Here is a 17716-nt window from a genome sequence, read left to right on the forward strand (position 1 = left end):
TGCAGATCATCGAGGTAGCTCCTGTTCGGGAAGCGAGTTGGCGACCGGGGTTATCGGGTGCGAGGCGCGCGAGGCGGCGGAGGCCGGCGGGGCAGGTTCACGGTGTGACCGACAGGGTCAGACCGCTGACGAGGACCGAGAGCCGGTCCCGGGCTGCTTCGGGACTGGCGGCGGTGACGATGACGAAGCCGACCCGGCCGGAGTTGAAGTCGCCCTCCGGCGGCAGCACGACCAGCTCTCCGACGTCGCGGAGCCACGTCACCTGGTGCAGCCACGGATACTCCGGACCGGGGACGGCGGTCAGACTTCGGGCGGAGAGGGTGCCGGTGCCCCGGGCGTAGAGGATCTCGATCGCGGCGGTGGTGTGTGCCGTGGGCGTCAGGTCGGGAGTCCTCCCGCAGGCGACGTCGGCGGCGATCCGTGGCAGGTCGAGGCCGGTGGCAAGGCGGACGAGCTTGCCGATCAGGTCGCCGCCGATCCGGGCGTTGACCTCGATGATCCGCGGACCGGAGGGAGTGAGGCGCATCTCTACGTGCTGGACGCCATTGGTGACGCCGAGCGCCCGGACGGCCTGGACTGCGACGGGGGCGACCTCGGGCAGCAGCTGGTCGTCGGCGTCCACGGTGTGGCCGACCTCCTGGAAGTACGGAGGGAAGGCGACCTTCTTGCGAGTGATGGCCAGCGCGGTGGTGACGCCGTGCTGGGTGACGCACTCCACCGATATCTCCGGGCCGTACAGGTATTCCTCGACCAGCACACCGCCGCCTTCCGGGCCCTGCTCACCAGCTCCGGCGGCAGTGAACTGCCAGGCGGAGGACAGGAGTTCAGGAGTGTCGACGCGGATGACGCCGATACTGCCCGCGTGTGAGGACGGCTTGAGGACGACCGGGAAGCCGGTGCGGAGCGCGGCGGCTGTCGCCTCTTCCAGGGTGTCGACGCGGGTGGACGTGGCGGAGGGCACGTCGTGCTCGGCGAACAGGCGGCGGCTGGTCGCCTTGTCCCGGCAGGCGGTCATCGCCGGCACGCTGTTGCCGGGCAGGCCGAGGCGGGCGGCGAGTTCGGCGGTCGGCACGAGCGTGTACTCGTCCCAGGTGACGACTCTGGCGATGAGGTGGCGCGCGGCCAGGGCCAGGCCGGCGGCGACCACGGCCGCCGGATCGTGGGTGTCGGCGACCTCGTGGTCGACCACCAGGCGCTGCTGCCAAGTCGGCGGCTTGGTGTCGATCAGCGCGATCGGGTACGCGGCTGCGGCTTGTTCGACGCAGTAGCCGCGATAAGCGGGATCGGTTCCGCCGACGACGATCAGCAGCGGGCGAGTGGATCGGGACATGGGAGGACCTCCGGAGGTCAACAGCGGGAAGGGGCGGGGCAGTTCAGCGGCTCGTCACCGCGCATCCGCAGGCTGGACGGGCTTCCTGCGGGGTGCGGGGACCTGCTTGAGGGATAGTTCGCAGGCGGTCCGGTGCCGTCGCAGACCGGCGAAGCAGGCGCTCAGTGCCAGGCCCTGGAGCGCGGCACACGCGAGCAGCAGGTGCGGGATCTCAGCGGTGGGAACGACCGCGATCAGGACACCGGCCAGCGGAAACGGCAGCAGCACCAGGATGATCGTCACCGCCAGAGTGGAGCCGAACGCCTGCACCGGGATAAGGCGGGAACGCAGCGTGCGCAGGACGACGGTCAACGCGCCATCGCCGGCCATGACCATCGCCACCGCCACGGTGTACGCGGAGAAGCCCGGCGCCAGGGCGGTCGCCAGGCACGCCGCGGTCGAGACCGTGGCCGCCGCCGCAGCGACCGACCAGATGCCGAAACGGTCGATCGCGCGGCGACTTGCCCACACGGCGAGCAGGGAGGCAACGGCTGCCGCGCTCCAGATCGACCCCACGGCGACGGTGGAGTAGCGGAAGCGGTGGATGACCGTGATCGGGGCGGCGGCCTGCAGTACGCCGAGGGTCAGATTCGAGGCGACCAGCCCGCCCACCAGCCAGCCAAGTGCGGGCGTACGGCGCAGAGTTGCCCACCCCGTCAGGAGACTGCTCGGCACCGGACAGTGATCCGTGCCGCCGACATCGCCGGACGTGGTCGTGGCGGCGGTCAAAGCCAACAGTGCGACCACGGTCAGCAGTACGGCGGGGCCAGCCATCAGCAGCAGGCCGCCCAGGAGCGGCCCGACGAGCATCGCGCCCTGGTCGATCCCGGTCTGCGTGGCCTGCACACGGTGGGCCGCCGTGCCCAACCGGCGGCCCGCTTCAGCTCCGAGCGTCTCCACCGCGACGAAGGAGACCTCCGCAAGTAGCCCGGAGACAGCACCGAAGGTCAGAACCACACAGGTCGTCATCGTCCCGGCGCTTGGCAGAGCGAGCAGCACCGCACACGCCAGGACCACTACGGCGGCACGCACCAGGTTGGTCATACGGAAGACACGGCCGGCACTCCACCGGTCGACCAGCGACCCGGCGAACGCGAAGGCAGCCAGACGAGGCGCCCATTCGAGGAGAAACGCAACGCCGGTCAGCGCGGTGGACCCGGTGGTGACCAGGACCAGGAGCGGGATGGCGTAGGTGGCCGTCGCGCTGGCCAGAGCGTCGGCGGCCCGCATGACGTAGGTGCGCGGCAGTCCGGCGAGGGGAGCGTGTGACGAGATCATTCGGGTCACCGCGTCCGGGGGCCGGGCGATTGTGACGGACGTACGGCCGCGCTCGTATCTGCTGCCCCGGCGCCGAGGACGGAGGTGACCTTGGCCGCTGCTGGCGATGTGGCCAGCGCGGCGCTTCGCGGGCCGGAGAGTGCCGAGGACCGCTCCCACGCCTCGGTTTGGGCCTGCTGCCCGTTACCGATGCGGCCCAACTCGCGGTCCGAGCCGACGAGTTCAGACTGCGCTGCGCAGACGAACTCCGCAGCGACATCGAACCGGTCGGCGAGCTGGTACGCCTCGTCGTCGAGGTCGGTGATCTGCTCACCCGTCGCCTCCAGCGCCTCCCGGACACGCTCCAGCGCACCGTGTTCGGGATGGAGGAGGTGGTCGACCGCTTGGCGAAGGTCGGCACCGTTCTCGGCTGACCTGATCTGGTCGGTGAGCCGGAGGAGTTCGGCTCCGGTGGTGTAGGGCCCGAGCGGGTTCGCTGCGGCGCTGATCCGGGCGGTGTCGAGGGAGGGGGCGAGGTCGACACCGTAGCGGGCGGCGCGGAGCATCTCGGCTGCGTGGGTGGCGATTGCGGCGCGGTTCGTGGCCGGGGTGGTGGTGGGAAGGCGGTGGCGTCGGCCGTACCAGTCCTCGATCTGCTGGAAGCCGGCGTGCTTGAGGAGCGTGGCCGAGAGGTCGTCGCTGGCGCCCTTCGCCGAGACGCTGCCGCTGGGCTCGGCGGTGATGGTGATGGAGGGGACAGGCACGTGGGTCTCCTGGGCGCGGGATATCGGATGTGGAGCGTTGGGCAGGTGGCCCAGTTCGACGGCGAGGCGGTGACACTCGGTCTGCAGGCGGAAGGCGTCGCGGTAGGCGTTGTGGAGGCTGCCGTCCTCACGGACGAGGGTGGCCACGACGTGCACCTGCCGGGGCTGGTTGCGCACGGCGATCCACCGGCAGGCGTCCGGATCACCGTCCGGAGCGACCCCTGTTGCGGCTACCACGCGGCGGGCGACGGCGGCCCACTGCGCGTCGGTGAGGTCCGGCCGGCGAGGGGCGGAGCGGACCGAGCAGACCCACACCGGCCGTTCGGGTGCTCGGACCCCGAGGCGCTCGACAGGTGCGTCGAGAGCCCGGGCCAGATAGGGGAGCGACTCAGGCTCGGCGCGCAGTTCGATCGGGGCTCCGTGGCCGTCGCCCGCGATCAGCCGGGGATTGGTGTGGTTACCGCGTTCGCCCGGCCCGTACAGGTACGTGAGCAAGCCGGCGGTGTTGCTGGTGCGCTGCAGGTGGGCGATCACGGCGTCTACCTCGAAGGGGAGTGGCGAACCGGAGCCCGGGTGTTCGGGCCGTGAAGGAGAGGGTCCGCAGAATCCGCGGTTTGGGTCGGCCGGAGATCGCTGGTAGAGGCCCGATTCATCGCCCCGTGCTGAGGGGGTTCGGTGGCACAGGGCGGCGGGACAGAGGCGTGACTGGGCGCCACAGTTGTCCAATCAGTGCTCCAGTGGGCCACCGTGACGCTCAGAGGCAATGGTGGGCTGGTAAGCGATGTGCCGGGGCCGCTGGAACCGTGGACGTCGAGCTGCCTTGCGTGAACTGCCCGTTCCTCGCCTCAAGTAGTGAGCCACAACGGGAAGACGTCCACGATGGCCAAGAAGTGACCTCGTCTCACTGAGCGAGCCGTAACGAGAGGTGTCCACGATGGCCAGAACTGACCTCAAGAACCATCCGTGCTGGGTCATGCTGTATCCGGAGGAGCAGCTTCTGGCCGCTCGTGCACGGTGCACGCTTTGGGCCGCTCCGACCTTGGTGGGGACACCCGCCTTGTGGACTCCTGCGGTGCTTGTGAGCTCACCGCCCTGGCTTGGCCACAGGAAGGGGCGCGGTTTCGACTGGCCGACCACTCAGGAGCAACAGGCCTGGAACCCAGGTCACTCGTGTCACAACTCCCCGCTGTGAAAGGGGAGTCGGTGTCCGAATAGCCGAGATCGAATTTGCGAAACGCCGATCTCTTGGGATGCTCCTTGTAGCCCGATGGGCAGGGCAAACCCGCCGGTGCGAGCGGCCTGGACAGCTTCGACTCGCCCCGACGGGCACTGAAGATCACCAAAAGAGAGGTGATGCATCATGCTTCCTGACGGTACAGCGAGGCAGGGGCAGAAGCGCAACTCGAAGCCCCGGTGGGGTGTAATCCTGGCCGCCGTGTCGGCAACCGCGAACGTCTTCCGGCTGCTGCGGGAGATCCTCATTCATCACTGAGGCTGAGCGCGCGATCCACTGATCTGACGGCAGCTCTCCCCGCTCCCATTTCGTCGGATGTGGAGTATGGATCGTGGCGCAGGCTCCTCGCGTGGCACAGTGGCGTGACGAAGGCGTACAGCCAACCCCGGGGATGTCGCTGCCCGCTCCACCCCGGGGCGGTGTGTCATCAACTCCTTCTATCTGGCCCGGTCATCCGCGAGGGTGGCCGGGCCAGTTGCTGGTCACTGTGGCGATGAGCGAGCCGATCTGTACCGCCAGGGCGAGCAGAGGCTCGATACGGCCGACGGTCTTGAGGGCGTCGGCCAGACGCCGCCGAGGGGGCGGCTCAGGCTCCTGCTCACATGGGTCGTGCGCGTCGTGCACAGCTCTCCTTCTTCTGAGTAGCCATCGGCCTGAAGTAGCGCAGTCCCAGGGGCGCAGCCGGCTTCAGGCATGGGTGAGGAAAGCCAGTACACGGGCTGCGTGTTGATCCTTCCAACGCGTGAACAGATCGCGGGAAGAATGCCGAACAATGCCGTGACCTGCGTCCTCAACATCGATTTCACCGAACGCGCGGTGTTGCAGCAGTAGTTCCGGAACAATCAGCAGCCTGTGAACAATGGGGGAGGACGCTGTGGCAGGCCGCAGGCTCAAGGACTTACCCGCCGACGGATCGGCTCGGACCCAACTTGCCCAGCGTCTGCGCACGTTGAAGGAGCAGGCCCGGGATCCCACCTATGCGGATATCAGCAGACGCACCGGCTACTCGCGTACCGCCTTGTCGGGACTGTTCAACGGCCAGATGCCCAGCCGTGAACTCCTGCAGGATGTCGTGGAATGGCTCGGGGGAAAGCCCCGGGAGTTTCTGGAGCTGTTAGACCAGGCCCAGCGTGAGGAGGAACCTCGGCAGGAGCCGGCCGACGGCCTCGCGGAGGAACTCCAGCAGGCTCGCGAGGAGATTGCTGCCCTCAAACTCATGATCGCAAATCCGGATGATGCCGGGTACTGGGCTGACCGGAAACTGAGCGCCGCCACCGACCAGGCCCGTACCGCAGCGGACACCGAACAGCATGCCTTGGAACTCCTCACCCAGGTACAGACAGAGCTGCGCCGTCTGAAGGACATGCGCGTCGACATCCAACGGCACTGCGACGAGATGATCAGCAACGCGATGAGGCAGGCCACTCTCAGCGAGGAGGGCGCACAGGTGGTGGCCACCGAGACTATCCGCGGCGCCGAGGACACAGCTGCCCACATTGTCGAGGCGGCCCGGGCGCAGGCGGAGCGCGTCAACGCCGATGCCCAGACCTACGCTTCTAGGTTGCACGCGCGGGCCGGTGGGCAGGTCGACGCTCTGCTGCGTGAGGCCGATGCAGTGGCCGCCGACGCCAGACGGGAAGCCGACCGGCTCAAAGCACGCGCGCAGATCGAGATCCAGCGCATGGTCCGCGACACCCAGGACGTCCTCCGCCGGGCCGGTGAACCCGACGCTGCCCAGCTGCTGGAGCAGCTGCTGATGGACTTCGCCATTGGCGACATCCACCCGGACGACGGCGCGTCCGGACGCCACCGCCGCACGGCACTACCGGCCTCCACCGCGCGTCGCGAACTCACCGCTTGAACCCGAGGGGTTCTCCATCCGCGCATCACGAGATGCCGTCAAGGGCCAGCTCATCCGCGACCTGGTCGTATCGCGATCCCCTTGAAACCGTCCCGGGCCAGCAGGCCGTCGAAATCGCCCTTCGCCCGCCACGGCGTGTACTCCGGCAGGGGCGGGAGGACAGCACGTGAGCTTGGCGGGATCATGGCTCAAGGTAGATCCATGCCTCGTAGGTGCCCGAGATGAGCGACCAGATCGACAAGGAGGCCAGCAGATACAATCCGGGCTGCTCGCCCGTCAGCCCGGCTCCGGCCATGCCGCCGAAGGTGGCGAGGCTGACGAACGACAGTTGGAACTGCTTCTGGTCGAATGGCGAGCGGTCAGATTCGGCGGTTCCGGCGTAGAGGACCCAATGGGTGATCAGCATGGCCAGGCCGATTGTTCCGGTCAGGATTGCCGCCACACGCCATGGATGAGCGGGCATCGCCAGGATAAGTGCAATCAGCAACGGGGCGCCTAACTCCCAGAGAGTGAAGAGGGCGGCCAGATGCCGCAGTCTGCCTCCTCCGCGCCATACGTCGATCTTCAGCTGGAAGGTGACGAAGGCAACGGCTAGGAGCGCCGAGGCGACGCCTGCGATGGTGGAGAAGAAGCCGCTCCATCGGTCCACGACGGATCCTCTCTTCGCCCTGTCGCTCTCGGCGGGTCAACAATCACGGTTTCGGACCGTCACTTTGCCATCACCACTTGGGCAACTGCTCCTGTTCGACGGTGAATTGCCTGAAAATGGACTGTTCAGGGCGCCTCCGGGATGGCTCCGGCATTCGCCGAGGGCGGGGATGCGGGCGTACGTGATGTTCACGGCCTGCTGCCTGGGAGGGTGCGGCAGAGGCCCACGGTGGGTCGACGTGGTTTCCGCCGACCGTCGCCGACCAGATTTCCGTCACCTCTGGTGTAACGGGGTAGCGCTTCGCGTCGCCGGCAGCGTCATCGACTTCAGAAGGGGCGGTCAGTTTCCGCCTCCAGATCGCGAGAGGCTATGAGTCGGTTGGTCAGCTCCACCGTGGCCAGGTACCACCAGAAGATCCAGTCGAGGAACGCTTCGTCGTACTCGCGTTGCTGACTGGCGTTGCTGTGTCGCAGGTCGAAGCTGTTGGCGATCTGGAACAGGGCGCCTTCGTCCTTTTTGTGGAGATGCTCTTTGATCAGGGCACGGCGTTCCTCAAGGATGCGGGCGAGGTTGAAGATGGCCGATCTCTTGTTCTCAGTCGATGTGTCACGTCCTCGGAAGAGCGCGATGGCGTGGCGAACGCCGGCGGTCGTGTCGGGCGGGCTGTCGTTGAGAGCGTGGTGTACCAGTTCGCTGCGAGCATCGTCAGTGACGGCGACCAGGCGCCCGAGGTCCTCTCCTTCTGCGGCGAGTTCGTACTCGATGCCGGCCTCGTGCAGCAGCTGGTTGACCCTCCACCGATACAGGACTCGTGCCGGGCCGTTGTGGAACTCCGAGTGGTGCCATCCGCAGCCGCTGTATGAGTGGTAGCGCCGCATACGGGGCCGGCTCACCAGGTCGTGGAATACCTCGATCAGCCCGTAGAAGGTGTCTTCGTCCCACATCTCCGGTGCCAGAGGCCACAGATCGGTGATGCCCAGGCGCCTTTCGATCACCTCGGAAGCATCGGGGAACTCGCTGTGATCGTCGACGCATTCCTCGCCGAATACCTCAACCAGGTAGCCCTTGTCGGTGAACTCGCCGATGAGCCGCGCGAAGTCTCGCCGAGTGTCCCGCGCCGTACTGCTGTCGCGGGCGAGTCCGCCGCCGCGGCGCTGCGGCCAGTATGGCCGGGGCGTGGCCGCGTGCCTGAGCTCGGTCCCCCGGGTGATGAGTTCCGTGAACCAGCCGTGCTGATCCATCACGGCCCGCTTGGCGCCCCAGCCGGTGGCGGTGGTCGCCCATGGATCGGCTGTTGGCGCGGTGTGGTCGGGCAGATCCTCGAAGTCGGCCACCGCAGTTGTGCCTGCCAGGGCCTCCGTCATGAGCCATGTCGCCCGGGCCTGCCAGGAGCCCGTGGACCGGAGCACGCGCTCCCCCTCGGACACGAACAGCGGTGCGGGCCAGAGGAGTTCGTAGTTATACAGGTCCAGACTCACCGCAATATCATGACCCATCGGGGATGTGTCCCGGCCTTGAGCGATGAATTCCCGTCTCAGTCTCGGATGAGTTCCTGGAACTGTGGACACCCGACGGCATGCCACTCCCTGACGAGGACTTCCCCGGCTACGACCACGACTTCCGCGTGCCACGGCAGACAGTCGTGGCACGCATGGATCTCGTACGAGGTGCCGTCGTCGTCGAATGCCTTGAGGTCGACGGAGCCGACCGGCGCTCGGTAGGTGACGTTCTGCTGCGGATCGGAGGCTTCTGCCATGTCGGCCAGTATCTACGAGTACTCGGACGGTCCTTCGGGGCCCGGATCACGCGCTGGGATTTCGCTGCGGCAGTCCTTGCATTCGACGGTCTGGGGCAACGTCGTGAAGCGGATCCCGGAGATGCCGTAGGAGCCTTCGATACGGTAACTCCCGCAGACTGGGCACGGCGTGGCCTGGAAGTCCTTGTCGCATCGCAGGCACCGGCCGCGCATCACGTCGCCTTCACCCGGCTCGATGATGGTGTCGTTGCTTCCACACCTCGCGCAGTGCACCTGGATCTCTTCCACGTTCCTCCTTCGATCACCGAGGCGGCAGGGACATGGAACCAGGCGCCGACGTATTCCGCTCACCTGCTATCCCTCGCGGGGCCAGGGCAGCGCCCACTCCACATCCACTGGGACTACGGCAGGGTTACACCGTTTTCGAACGAAAGCCCGGAGAGTGGAACATAGGTACGGGCTCGTGGCGGGCGTTGTCACACCCCGCTGCCACCATCCGGCTATGGCCCAGATCAGCCCCAAGCTCGCCCACGCCTACTTCACGGAGATCTCCGCGGGCTCCGTCGTCCCGCTGGACTTGGACGGCCTCCTACGCATGGTTGACCTGCGCCGTCACAACCATGTTGTCATCGGCGACATCGCGTTGCGCTGCTACAAGAACAAGTCGAAGTGGACGTACGACGAACGCGACATCCGCCGCGCCGCCCAGGAGTTCGCGGACTTCCACCTGGACGCCGACGACACCGTGGAAGTTCAACTCCCTGCCTACCGCGACCACGACGAGCAGGACCCGGAGGACTGGGGGCGGGCCGACTGGCGGCGGAAGATCGCGTCCTGGCTGTTCTGGCAGGCCCGCCTGAAGCATCAGGAAGGGCGGCCCTACGAAGAGTGGGACGACAGATGGAAGCGCATCGGTGTCGGCGGGCTGCCCGGCGAGCTGACCTGGGACGAATTCCTCGCGGCACGTAGCGGCGCCCGGCTGCGGGAGAACGCGGCCAACACTCGGCCACTGGAGTTGATGACCTTCTCTGGAGGCAGTCTGTTCCTGCCGAGGGCCTATGCCGAACTCCTGGACCGGTGGGAGCGAGTGGAGGAGGATATGGTCGCCCGGGCCCGGACTTGCAAGGGCTGTGCTGCTCAGGGCCCGCGCTGGGGTGGCTGGCGTACGCAGAGCCCGCTCGGCTACGTCACGCTGTGCCCGCCGTGCTCGGGAGCCGTCTTCCAGCGGTACTCCGGTCACCTGCGTGGCGTGCTGTACGACTCGCCCCGCGTTCGAGGGACCCGCGCTGACGACTACCTGTGCCGCCTGTGCGCTGAGACCCGGGCGGCGGCCTGGGACCACTGCCATGATCACGGCTTTGTGCGCGGGCCCCTATGCGGCAGCTGCAACACCCTTGAGGGCAAGAGCTCTCCGAGCAGCTTCCTGGAACGGCAGGAAGGGGCCGTGCTGCACCTGCTGCAGTGCCTCGGCTGCCTGGAATGCCGGACCCTGCCTGGCCGATACCACGTAGACATCGCCCAGAGGCATCTGGAGGCGACCGAGCGCCACCGCCACCGCGGCCGTCGATGCGGACGCCGGACGTGGGTCAACCACGTGGAACTCGCCCACGGCGTGCACCGCTTTGAGCTGGAGTGCTGGTGGCACGGTGAGACATGGACGAAGGACGTCACCGTGCCTGAGACTGTGGCGCTCGTACGGGACTTCGTCTGCTCAGCGCTCGCCGCCGCGGAGCCGGATACCGTGGTACCGGCCAGGCGTGCCGTGTCGGACACGAGGTCCCCTGCGTGAACAGTCGTGAGGTCCAGACCAACCGGCCCGGTTCCATGGCCCACTCCTCGATCACCTCGTCGACGACCGCGCCGGCCGCCTCCGCCTCATCCGCAGCCCCAGGGCCTTCGGGTGGGTGCTCTTTGTTACTCACTGGGGGTTCCCGCCCATTTGGTCACGCGCCCGCCTGGCGAGCGCGGCAAAGTTGTTAAGCCACTCCTGGGTGACGTGGTCTTCCCAGATCGGCAGGTGCACAGCGGACACCCATGCGCCCAGCGTTCTGATTCCGGACCCCAAGTCCGCAAAGGCACGGAACCGTACAGGCACGTGCCCTCTCGGGATTCCTTCAAGGCGGATGCCTGCACCGATGCTGAGGGGATTCGCGAGCCAGACGCTATTCGCGTGCGGCTCCAGACGCCTAGGCGGCCTGTGAAGGATGTGTTCTGCCGGAAACAAGTACATCATCGGACCGGGTCTGTCGATATCGATCTCAAGGCCAACGCCATCGACGCCGAAGCCGAGCGCTCCCACGTTTGAGACGCGCACTCCAAGGAGCTGCTCCTCGGCATCACCGTTGAGGAGCTTGAGGTTCCTGAGATTCTCGATCTTGGAGACGACGTTCTCTCCACGAGCCCGGATGATGCCTACGACCTCTACCTCTGCCCTCGGTGCCGTGAAGGCCAGGAAAATCTGCTCGACCTGGTTCTCGGTGAGGCCGGCACTCCGACCCTGAGCCACTTGCTCGGCCTTCCAGGCAAGCAGCTCCTCGGTGGGGTAGTCGTCCTCGAAGTCGTCCACCCACTTGTGGTGCTTGGTGCACAGGAGAAGAAGGTTGTCTTCCGCGTTGCCTCGCTTGCCTTCGAAAGCGGGGTCGTACCTTGCGCCGCCGGGCTTTTCCGCGCGAATGTGCGCGATCTCCACGTTGACGCTGATCTGCTCACGATGCTCCTCGATGAGCACTTCCCCGCACTCAGGGTAGGCGCAGTGGGATGCGCGTCCGAACAGCACCTTGCAGAGCCTCGGGGTGGGGCTGAAGTCACTCACGTACTTGACGATATGGGGACCCAACGACAATGGCGGACCTGTTTGAGCAAGCACTCGCGGTGGACTTTGGTCCTAGGGCGTGTCTTCAATTGATCTTGAGTGGTGGATCATGGTCGGGTGATACGTCGTCATGAACTGTCCGATGAGGAGTGGGAGTTCTTCCGTCCGCTGCTGCCCGGGTCCTTGCGTGGGCGGAAGCGTTTGGACGACCGAAGGGTGCTCGACGGGATCGTGTGGAAGTTCCGGACGGGCACAGCCTGGCGGGACGTGCCTGAGTGGTATGGCCGGTGGCACACGCTGCACACCCGCTTTTGCCGGTGGGCCCGGGACGGCACCTTCGAGCGGATGCTCCGGGCTGCCCAGGCCCGGGCGGACGCGGCGGGAGACGTCGACTGGCTGGTATCGGTCGACTCCACCGTCGTGCGCGCCCACCAGCATGCCGCCGGGGCCCGAAAAGGGGGCGCCGCAGCCCCGTACTCGGACGCTTCCGGGGCGGCCTGACCAGCAAGATCCACCTGGTCTGCGACGCTGTCGGGCGTCCGCTCGCCCTCGTGCTCACGGGCGGCAACACCAACGACTGCACCCAGTTCACCACCGTGATGGAGGCGATTCGGGTGCCTCGCGTCGGCCCGGGCCGTCCGCGGGTGCGGCCCACACACGTGCTGGGCGACAAGGGCTACAGCTCCCGGGCGATACGGACCTGGCTGCGACGCCGCGGCATCGGCCACACCATCCCCGAGCGGGCCGACCAGATCCGCAACCGGCTTTGGCGCGGCAGTCGGGGCGGGCGCCCGCCAGCCTTCGACGAGCAGCTCTACAAGCGGCGCAACGTCGTGGAACGGTGCTTCAACCGCCTCAAGCAGTGGCGCGGCATCGCGACCCGCTACGACAAGACCGCCGAGTCCTACCAGGCGGCCGTCGCCCTCGCCTCGCTCCTGATGTGGGCGTGACATTTGAAGACAACTCCTAGCGCCGGCTGTGCCGGAGGCCCCCTGAAACGGGTACATGCAGCAGCATGTCCATCTCAGTGTGAGGCAACGCGGGAGACGAGAGACAGCAGCGGACCGAAGGGCTTGCGGGCCCCATTCATCAGACCGAGCGACACCTCATGAGACGGATCGGAACTGGCCCAAGAAGGAGTGGGTGATCTGCCAGATGGTCTTCGCAGCCATGGGAACTGCTCCTTACGAGAGTTGGGTCAGTGGTTGCGGGAGAACGCGATGCGCGGGTCGACCGGTCGGGCTGCCGCAGCGGAGGAGGCAGGAGGGGGAAGGGGCGCCTTGCCCGGGAGGCCAGCGCGGGCTGGGCTGGCGGCGAGTGCGACGGCGCTGATGGGGAACTTGCCGGTGGTGATGCTCTGACTGTGCTTGTGGCGCGCGGCCGTCACGCGGGCAGGGGGCCGGCGTGCTGCTACGTCCTGGGCGAGGCGGGGCTGGATCGCAACCTGGAGATCGGATCGGTGCATCGACAGCGTGGCGTTGGCCACGTTGCCCAGGGCCTCGCCGCGGTCGGTGGTGATGGGCAGCGTGTAGATGTCCAGGGTTGGGTGGTGTCGCCAGCCGTGTTCTTCCAGGATGAGTGGGCCGCCGAGCGCGGAGGAGTGGTCCCTGGTGGCCGCGACGATGCCGAGTTGCGGATGTTCGGCGAATGCGACGTCGGGTTCGGTGTACGGGTGCCGGTCGCGGGCGAGAGCTGTACTGGAGGTCGACGCCGGGTCGAAGGCGGCGTCCACGTCGACCTGGTAGCCGGCTTTTTGCAGCAGCGTGACGGCCCGGGTGGCACGGCTCTGTCCGTCACGCTGTTGGTCGGCCAGTGCGTACAGCGTCGGCTGGCTGGGGACGGGGTGGAAGTCGAGACGCTTCAACATCCATGTGCTGGCGGCGAGCTGCTTGGGGTTCGCGGCGACGATGCCGTAGTCGGGGTGGTGGCCGACTGCGACGTCGGGACGCGAGTCGTGATCGGGGACTGGCATAGCTGATCCATCCGGTGCGGGCTCGGGGAGCAGGGCGGTCGAGGGCCGGGACGGTTCTGCTGGTTTGGGACAAGGAGGACTCCGAGGCGGGACGCGGTCAGCGACCGGGTGCGGACGGGGGATGGGTGGGCGGCAGCCTCAGGAGTACGGCCGGGGCTGCTGGCAGGTGGGCTGGGACCGTGCGCTGGGCGGTCGGTGAGGGCGCGAGTGCAGCACTCACTCGCGGTGAGGCGGCGTCCACCCGTTGAGGCACGTCGAGCTGATCCAGACGCACGTTGATGGCGGCGAGCAGGCTCGGAACGCTGCCACCGTGCTGAGCCTGAGGGCCGTCGGGTTCCGAGTCGTAGAGCACTTCGTGGACTGCGGAGCCGTCGGGGTGCGTGCGAGTCACCATCCAGCTTTCGGGGTGCCCGGGTGGGTGGTCGGTCGGTGGTTCCTGGGGTGGCGAGATCAACAGTGCGCTGCCGTCGGGGAGTTGGGCGTGCACGATGTAGTCGCTGAGGCCGTACTCGACGGTGCACTCCAGGCCGCGTCGGCGAAGGGTAGCGGTGAGGTGTTCGTACCCGTGTTCTCGTTCCGGAGGATCGCTGGCGGCACGATGGGGTGTCGGTCCGCTGGTCGGCGCGGTGATGCGTGAGCCCTCCGGCTGGATGGTGACCAGGGGTTGATCGGCGTGCATGAGTGTTCTCCGTGGCTGGCTGCCCGAGCGGTTGAGGGTGTGAGGCGTGGGCGTGTGGGCCTGGGCGGTGGTGTTCCACGAGGATCCGGTGATCGGCCGGTTCGGCCGCGCCGCAGATAGGTGCTAATAGCGTCAGCGGGAACGGCGAGGGACGGGTGAGTTCGGCACCACGGGCGCGGACGGGGAAGCGGGCGCGACCACGCGGTTGCCGGAGGTGGATCGAGAGAGGGCGACCTCGGGACGATCGGTCCGCGAGGGCTGATCGGTACTCATCCGGTTGGCCAGGTAGTCGGCTGCCCGAGCGAGTGCCGGGCCTTGGAAGGACAGCTCGTCCGCGTAGTGCCAGCCTTCGGCGTTGCGGATCTCCTTGGCCCGGCTCTCGTAGAGCTCAAGTGAGCCGGGTTGCGAGCCCTCCATGAGTGCCATGATCTGGTCCCACTCGTGTTGGATCTGGCCTGCTCGTGCGAGGGTGGTGTCGATGCCGCGCAGCCGCCGGAGGTCGTCGCTGATCGGTCCCTCGACGTAGTCGGCACCGTTGGCGGCGGCTCGGACGCCGGCCAGGACCTCGGGGCCGTGGGCGAGGAAGACCTCGACGTGTTTCCACGCTTCGGCGTCGCGCGTCGCCTTGCCTTCCGCATACTCCTCCTCATAGGTGGGCCAGCCGTCGGCGTCACAGAAGGAGTCCGAGACAGCGTCCCAGGCGTCGGAGGCTTGCCTGATGCCGGCAGCGGCAGAGGCCAGAGCCGGGATGTGTCGGCGCCACGCCAGGTGGTCGGTGCTCGCTGGCGGCTGGGTTTCGTGGGGACCAGGAGGGGTGGGCACGTTGTCCTCGTTTCTGTGCCGGTGTTCACCGCGAACGCGGCTGCGAGCGGACGGTGTTTGGTGGGAGGGGAGCAGGAGCCTCGCTCTGCCAGTCGACGGAAGTCCTGCGGACTGGCACGGCGGGGGAGAGCCGGGCTGCTGCTGCCGTTCGACGCGAGCGGGCGTGGATCTCCTGGCCCACGGCCTCTCCCACGAGGTGCAGCTCTTCGCCGAGGTCGGTCAGGCGGTTGGCGAGGACGTCCAGCTCGACGGCACTGCCGCGGGCGTCGTGGGCGCGGCACCACTGCGAGGCGGTTTCGAGCATCTGGTGCAGCCCGGCCACCGCGCCGAAGTCCTCCGTGATCGCCTCGTGGAACAGCTCGGCGAACTCCCCGGGCCGGGCTGCGGCGAGACGCTTGTTCCAGTCGACGGCCAGCGCGGCGGTGCCCGGGCTGACGGCCTGGCCTTCCCCGTGCACTCGCTGGTCTGCCCGCGATACAGATGACGTCATGGCCCAACTCCCTTCAATGGCAGGCATGTTGGGTTAGGCGGCCATGCGGGCGTCGGTGTCGAACAGCTCGCGTTCGGCCGGGTGCAGGATGTGCTGGGTGATGAAGCTCCGGCCCGCGACCTTCCACAGGCCCCGGCCCTTGGTCAGGGCGGACACCGCTTGGGTCTCGACGCCGGTTAGGCCCAACAGTGAGGCGGCAGCGGAGAGTTGGTCGGGTTCCTGGCGGTAGATGATGCGGGTCGAGCAGTCGGCCAGGAGGCCCTCGGCCAGCACTCGGCCGCGCGAGCCGGCGTCGCCCGCGCTGAGTAGGTCGCTGAGGCGGTGGATGACCATGAGATTCGCGATGCCAAGGCCACGCGAGAGCTTCCACTGGGACTGCATGCGCTCCAGCAGGCCGACGTGCCTCATCACGCGCCAGGCCTCGTCGTAGATCACCCAGCGTCGCCCGCCGTCCGGGTCGGCGAGCGCGCTCTCCATCCACGCCGAAGCGCAGGTCATCGCGAGGACCAGGGCGGTGTCGTCGCCGGAGCCGCCGAGGCGGGACAGGTCGATGGACAGCATCGGGGTAGTCGGGTCGAAGGCCACGGTCGAGGGAGCGTCGAACATGCCGCTCAAGTCGCCGTGCACCAGACGGCGCAGGGCATGCGCGAGATCCTGCGCGGCAGGCCCCATGCGCCCGGCCTGATCACCGAGGGCCCGGTCGAGACGCTGGGGGGAGCCGAGGGCGTGCGCGATATCGCCGAGCAGCGGCACCGTACCGTCAGCATCGGCCTCGGCGACGACCAAGTCGAGCGCGAGGTCCAGGGCGGTGTGCTCCATCGGCATCAGATCGCGCTTCAGCACGGTGCGCGCCAGGGCCGCCAGGAGCAGGAGGCGGCGCTTGCGGACCTCGGTCGACCAGTCGCTCTCGCTCACCGAGGCAGGCCGGGCCGGAGCGTCCAGGGGGTTCAGTCGGCCAGGGAGCCCTGGGCCGAGCGCGATGCTGTAGCCGCCGAGGGCCTGTGCGACGGGTGTCCACTCTCCCTTGGGGTCGCAGGGGACGTAGACCCGGTAGCCGTGGGCGATGGCCCGGGTGGCGATGGACTTGGCCAGCGCGGACTTGCCCATGCCGATGATCCCGGCCAGGACGGCGTTCGGGTTGGTGAAGCCCTCGATCCGGCCGCTGCTGTACAGGGAGAACGGGTCGTAGCAGAACGCCGCTTCGGCGTGCACGTCCCTGCCGATGAAGATGCCCTCCGCGCCCAGGCCGCCCTCGGCGAGGAAGGGGTAGGCCCCGGAGACGGTGGCGGTGGTCATGCGGTGGGCGGGCAGGTTGAGTTTGCCGCCCCGGGCGGAGGAGGGGCCGGGGCGTCCGGACGGCGGATAGGTCGGCCGCAGTTGCGGGTCGAGGGTCTCCTCGGCGCGGTGCCTCGGCGGGGCTGTGGCGCGGCGGGCCTTGTGGCGGGCTGCGGCGAAACCGGTGCGGGCGGCTCGTTGTTCGGCGCGTGTTGCCTTGCGGGGGACGAACAGGGGGGAGGCGCTGGCGCGGGTGCGGGGCATGAAGGTTTCTCCAGACAGAAAAGGTGGGTCAGCGGCGGACGAGGCCGGTGAACGGCGTGTGCAGGTCGGCCGGGGTGGTGCGTCGGCGCACCAGGTGAGCGGTGCGCTGGTGGCGCTGGCAGATGCTCAACTCGGGTGCTCCTTCGGGTAGTTGGGCCTGGCATGCTTCGCGGTCGGGCATCTCGCCGGAGTCCTGCCGGGGTGCCGCGTGGTAGGCGGCGTGGACGTGGTTGGCGGCCTGCCAGATCCGCGTGCGGGCGGCTTGGAGGTGGTCGCCCTCGGCCGGGACGAGCTGTCCGGTGCGGCAGGTATGGGCATCGAGGAGACCGTGCAGCGCGATGAGGTGGGCGTGCAGGGCGTCCAGCTCGGCGCGCGTGGTGACCAGAGGTCCGGCCGGGATGTTGAGCGCGCGGTGGAAGTCGAGCGCGGCGGTGGCGAAGGGCACGAAGTCCTGCGTGGTCGGGCTGGCGGTGCGGGACATGGGGGTGCACTTTCGGAGGGGAGGAGGGCCG

The 17716-nt window shown here is 67.9% G+C and carries 18 protein-coding genes and 1 pseudogene; 4 read left to right on the forward strand and 15 right to left on the reverse strand.

Features of this window, described 5'->3' with window-relative positions:
• Positions 1–97: 97 nt before the first annotated feature.
• From ABZT04_RS22530 to ABZT04_RS22545, 4 genes are all read right to left on the reverse strand, one after another.
• Positions 98–1330: an ATP-grasp domain-containing protein gene (locus ABZT04_RS22530; protein WP_356058678.1), complete on the reverse strand. Its 1233-nt coding sequence runs from the start codon at positions 1328–1330 to the stop codon at positions 98–100.
• A 54-nt stretch (positions 1331–1384) separates the two neighbouring features.
• Positions 1385–2647, reverse strand: coding sequence for an MFS transporter (locus ABZT04_RS22535; protein ID WP_356058680.1), 1263 nt, complete (start codon positions 2645–2647; stop codon positions 1385–1387).
• A 5-nt stretch (positions 2648–2652) separates the two neighbouring features.
• Positions 2653–3924 carry a hypothetical protein gene (locus tag ABZT04_RS22540; protein WP_356058681.1) on the reverse strand — a complete coding sequence of 424 codons (1272 nt, stop codon included), beginning with the start codon at positions 3922–3924 and terminating at the stop codon, positions 2653–2655.
• Positions 3925–5074: 1150 nt separating this feature from the next.
• Complete coding sequence (locus ABZT04_RS22545; RefSeq protein WP_356058683.1) at positions 5075–5248, reverse strand: hypothetical protein; 174 nt, start codon at positions 5246–5248, stop codon at positions 5075–5077.
• Between the two features lie 69 nt (positions 5249–5317).
• Between ABZT04_RS22545 and ABZT04_RS22550 the strand changes: the two genes are divergently transcribed.
• Positions 5318–5455 (forward strand): hypothetical protein, encoded by a 138-nt coding sequence (locus ABZT04_RS22550; RefSeq protein WP_356058684.1) that lies wholly within the window; start codon positions 5318–5320, stop codon positions 5453–5455.
• 28 nt (positions 5456–5483) lie between these two features.
• Entirely contained in the window at positions 5484–6485 is a 1002-nt protein-coding gene (locus ABZT04_RS22555; protein WP_356058686.1) for a hypothetical protein, read from the forward strand.
• Between the two features lie 181 nt (positions 6486–6666).
• Here the strand turns inward: ABZT04_RS22555 and ABZT04_RS22560 are convergent, their stop codons facing one another.
• The 4 genes from ABZT04_RS22560 to ABZT04_RS22575 form a co-directional block, all read right to left on the reverse strand.
• On the reverse strand, positions 6667–7134 hold the full coding sequence (locus ABZT04_RS22560) for a hypothetical protein (protein ID WP_356058688.1): 468 nt from the start codon (positions 7132–7134) through the stop codon (positions 6667–6669).
• Positions 7135–7460: 326 nt separating this feature from the next.
• Positions 7461–8630, reverse strand: a complete 1170-nt coding sequence (locus ABZT04_RS22565) for a hypothetical protein (RefSeq protein ID WP_356058784.1) — start codon at positions 8628–8630, stop codon at positions 7461–7463.
• Positions 8631–8668: 38 nt separating this feature from the next.
• The gene (locus ABZT04_RS22570; RefSeq protein ID WP_356058690.1) at positions 8669–8890 is read right to left on the reverse strand and encodes a hypothetical protein; all 222 of its coding nucleotides are present in this window, start codon (positions 8888–8890) and stop codon (positions 8669–8671) included.
• Between the two features lie 12 nt (positions 8891–8902).
• Positions 8903–9178 (reverse strand): hypothetical protein, encoded by a 276-nt coding sequence (locus ABZT04_RS22575; protein ID WP_356058692.1) that lies wholly within the window; start codon positions 9176–9178, stop codon positions 8903–8905.
• A 214-nt stretch (positions 9179–9392) separates the two neighbouring features.
• On the opposite strand from ABZT04_RS22575, the gene ABZT04_RS22580 reads away from it, so the two are divergent.
• Complete coding sequence (locus ABZT04_RS22580; protein ID WP_356058694.1) at positions 9393–10679, forward strand: endonuclease domain-containing protein; 1287 nt, start codon at positions 9393–9395, stop codon at positions 10677–10679.
• 129 nt (positions 10680–10808) lie between these two features.
• Here the strand turns inward: ABZT04_RS22580 and ABZT04_RS22585 are convergent, their stop codons facing one another.
• Positions 10809–11702, reverse strand: coding sequence for an HNH endonuclease signature motif containing protein (locus tag ABZT04_RS22585; RefSeq protein WP_356058696.1), 894 nt, complete (start codon positions 11700–11702; stop codon positions 10809–10811).
• Between the two features lie 120 nt (positions 11703–11822).
• Between ABZT04_RS22585 and ABZT04_RS22590 the strand changes: the two are divergent.
• Positions 11823–12652: pseudogene (locus ABZT04_RS22590) on the forward strand (IS5 family transposase).
• Positions 12653–12900: 248 nt separating this feature from the next.
• On the opposite strand, the gene ABZT04_RS22595 reads toward ABZT04_RS22590, so the two are convergent.
• From ABZT04_RS22595 to ABZT04_RS22620, 6 genes are all read right to left on the reverse strand, one after another.
• Positions 12901–13674, reverse strand: a complete 774-nt coding sequence (locus ABZT04_RS22595; protein ID WP_356058698.1) for a hypothetical protein — start codon at positions 13672–13674, stop codon at positions 12901–12903.
• Between the two features lie 97 nt (positions 13675–13771).
• Entirely contained in the window at positions 13772–14353 is a 582-nt protein-coding gene (locus ABZT04_RS22600) for a hypothetical protein (RefSeq protein WP_356058699.1), read from the reverse strand.
• Between the two features lie 132 nt (positions 14354–14485).
• On the reverse strand, positions 14486–15175 hold the full coding sequence (locus ABZT04_RS22605; RefSeq protein WP_356058701.1) for a hypothetical protein: 690 nt from the start codon (positions 15173–15175) through the stop codon (positions 14486–14488).
• 25 nt (positions 15176–15200) lie between these two features.
• Positions 15201–15665 (reverse strand): hypothetical protein, encoded by a 465-nt coding sequence (locus ABZT04_RS22610; RefSeq protein ID WP_356058702.1) that lies wholly within the window; start codon positions 15663–15665, stop codon positions 15201–15203.
• A 33-nt stretch (positions 15666–15698) separates the two neighbouring features.
• Positions 15699–17204: an ATP-binding protein gene (locus ABZT04_RS22615; protein ID WP_356058703.1), complete on the reverse strand. Its 1506-nt coding sequence runs from the start codon at positions 17202–17204 to the stop codon at positions 15699–15701.
• A gap of 28 nt (positions 17205–17232) precedes the next feature.
• The gene (locus ABZT04_RS22620; protein ID WP_356058705.1) at positions 17233–17685 is read right to left on the reverse strand and encodes a DUF6238 family protein; all 453 of its coding nucleotides are present in this window, start codon (positions 17683–17685) and stop codon (positions 17233–17235) included.
• Positions 17686–17716: the final 31 nt, after the last annotated feature.

Source organism: Streptomyces sp. NPDC005492 (assembly GCF_040605995.1).
In the GTDB taxonomy this organism is placed as follows: Bacteria; Actinomycetota; Actinomycetes; order Streptomycetales; family Streptomycetaceae; genus Streptomyces.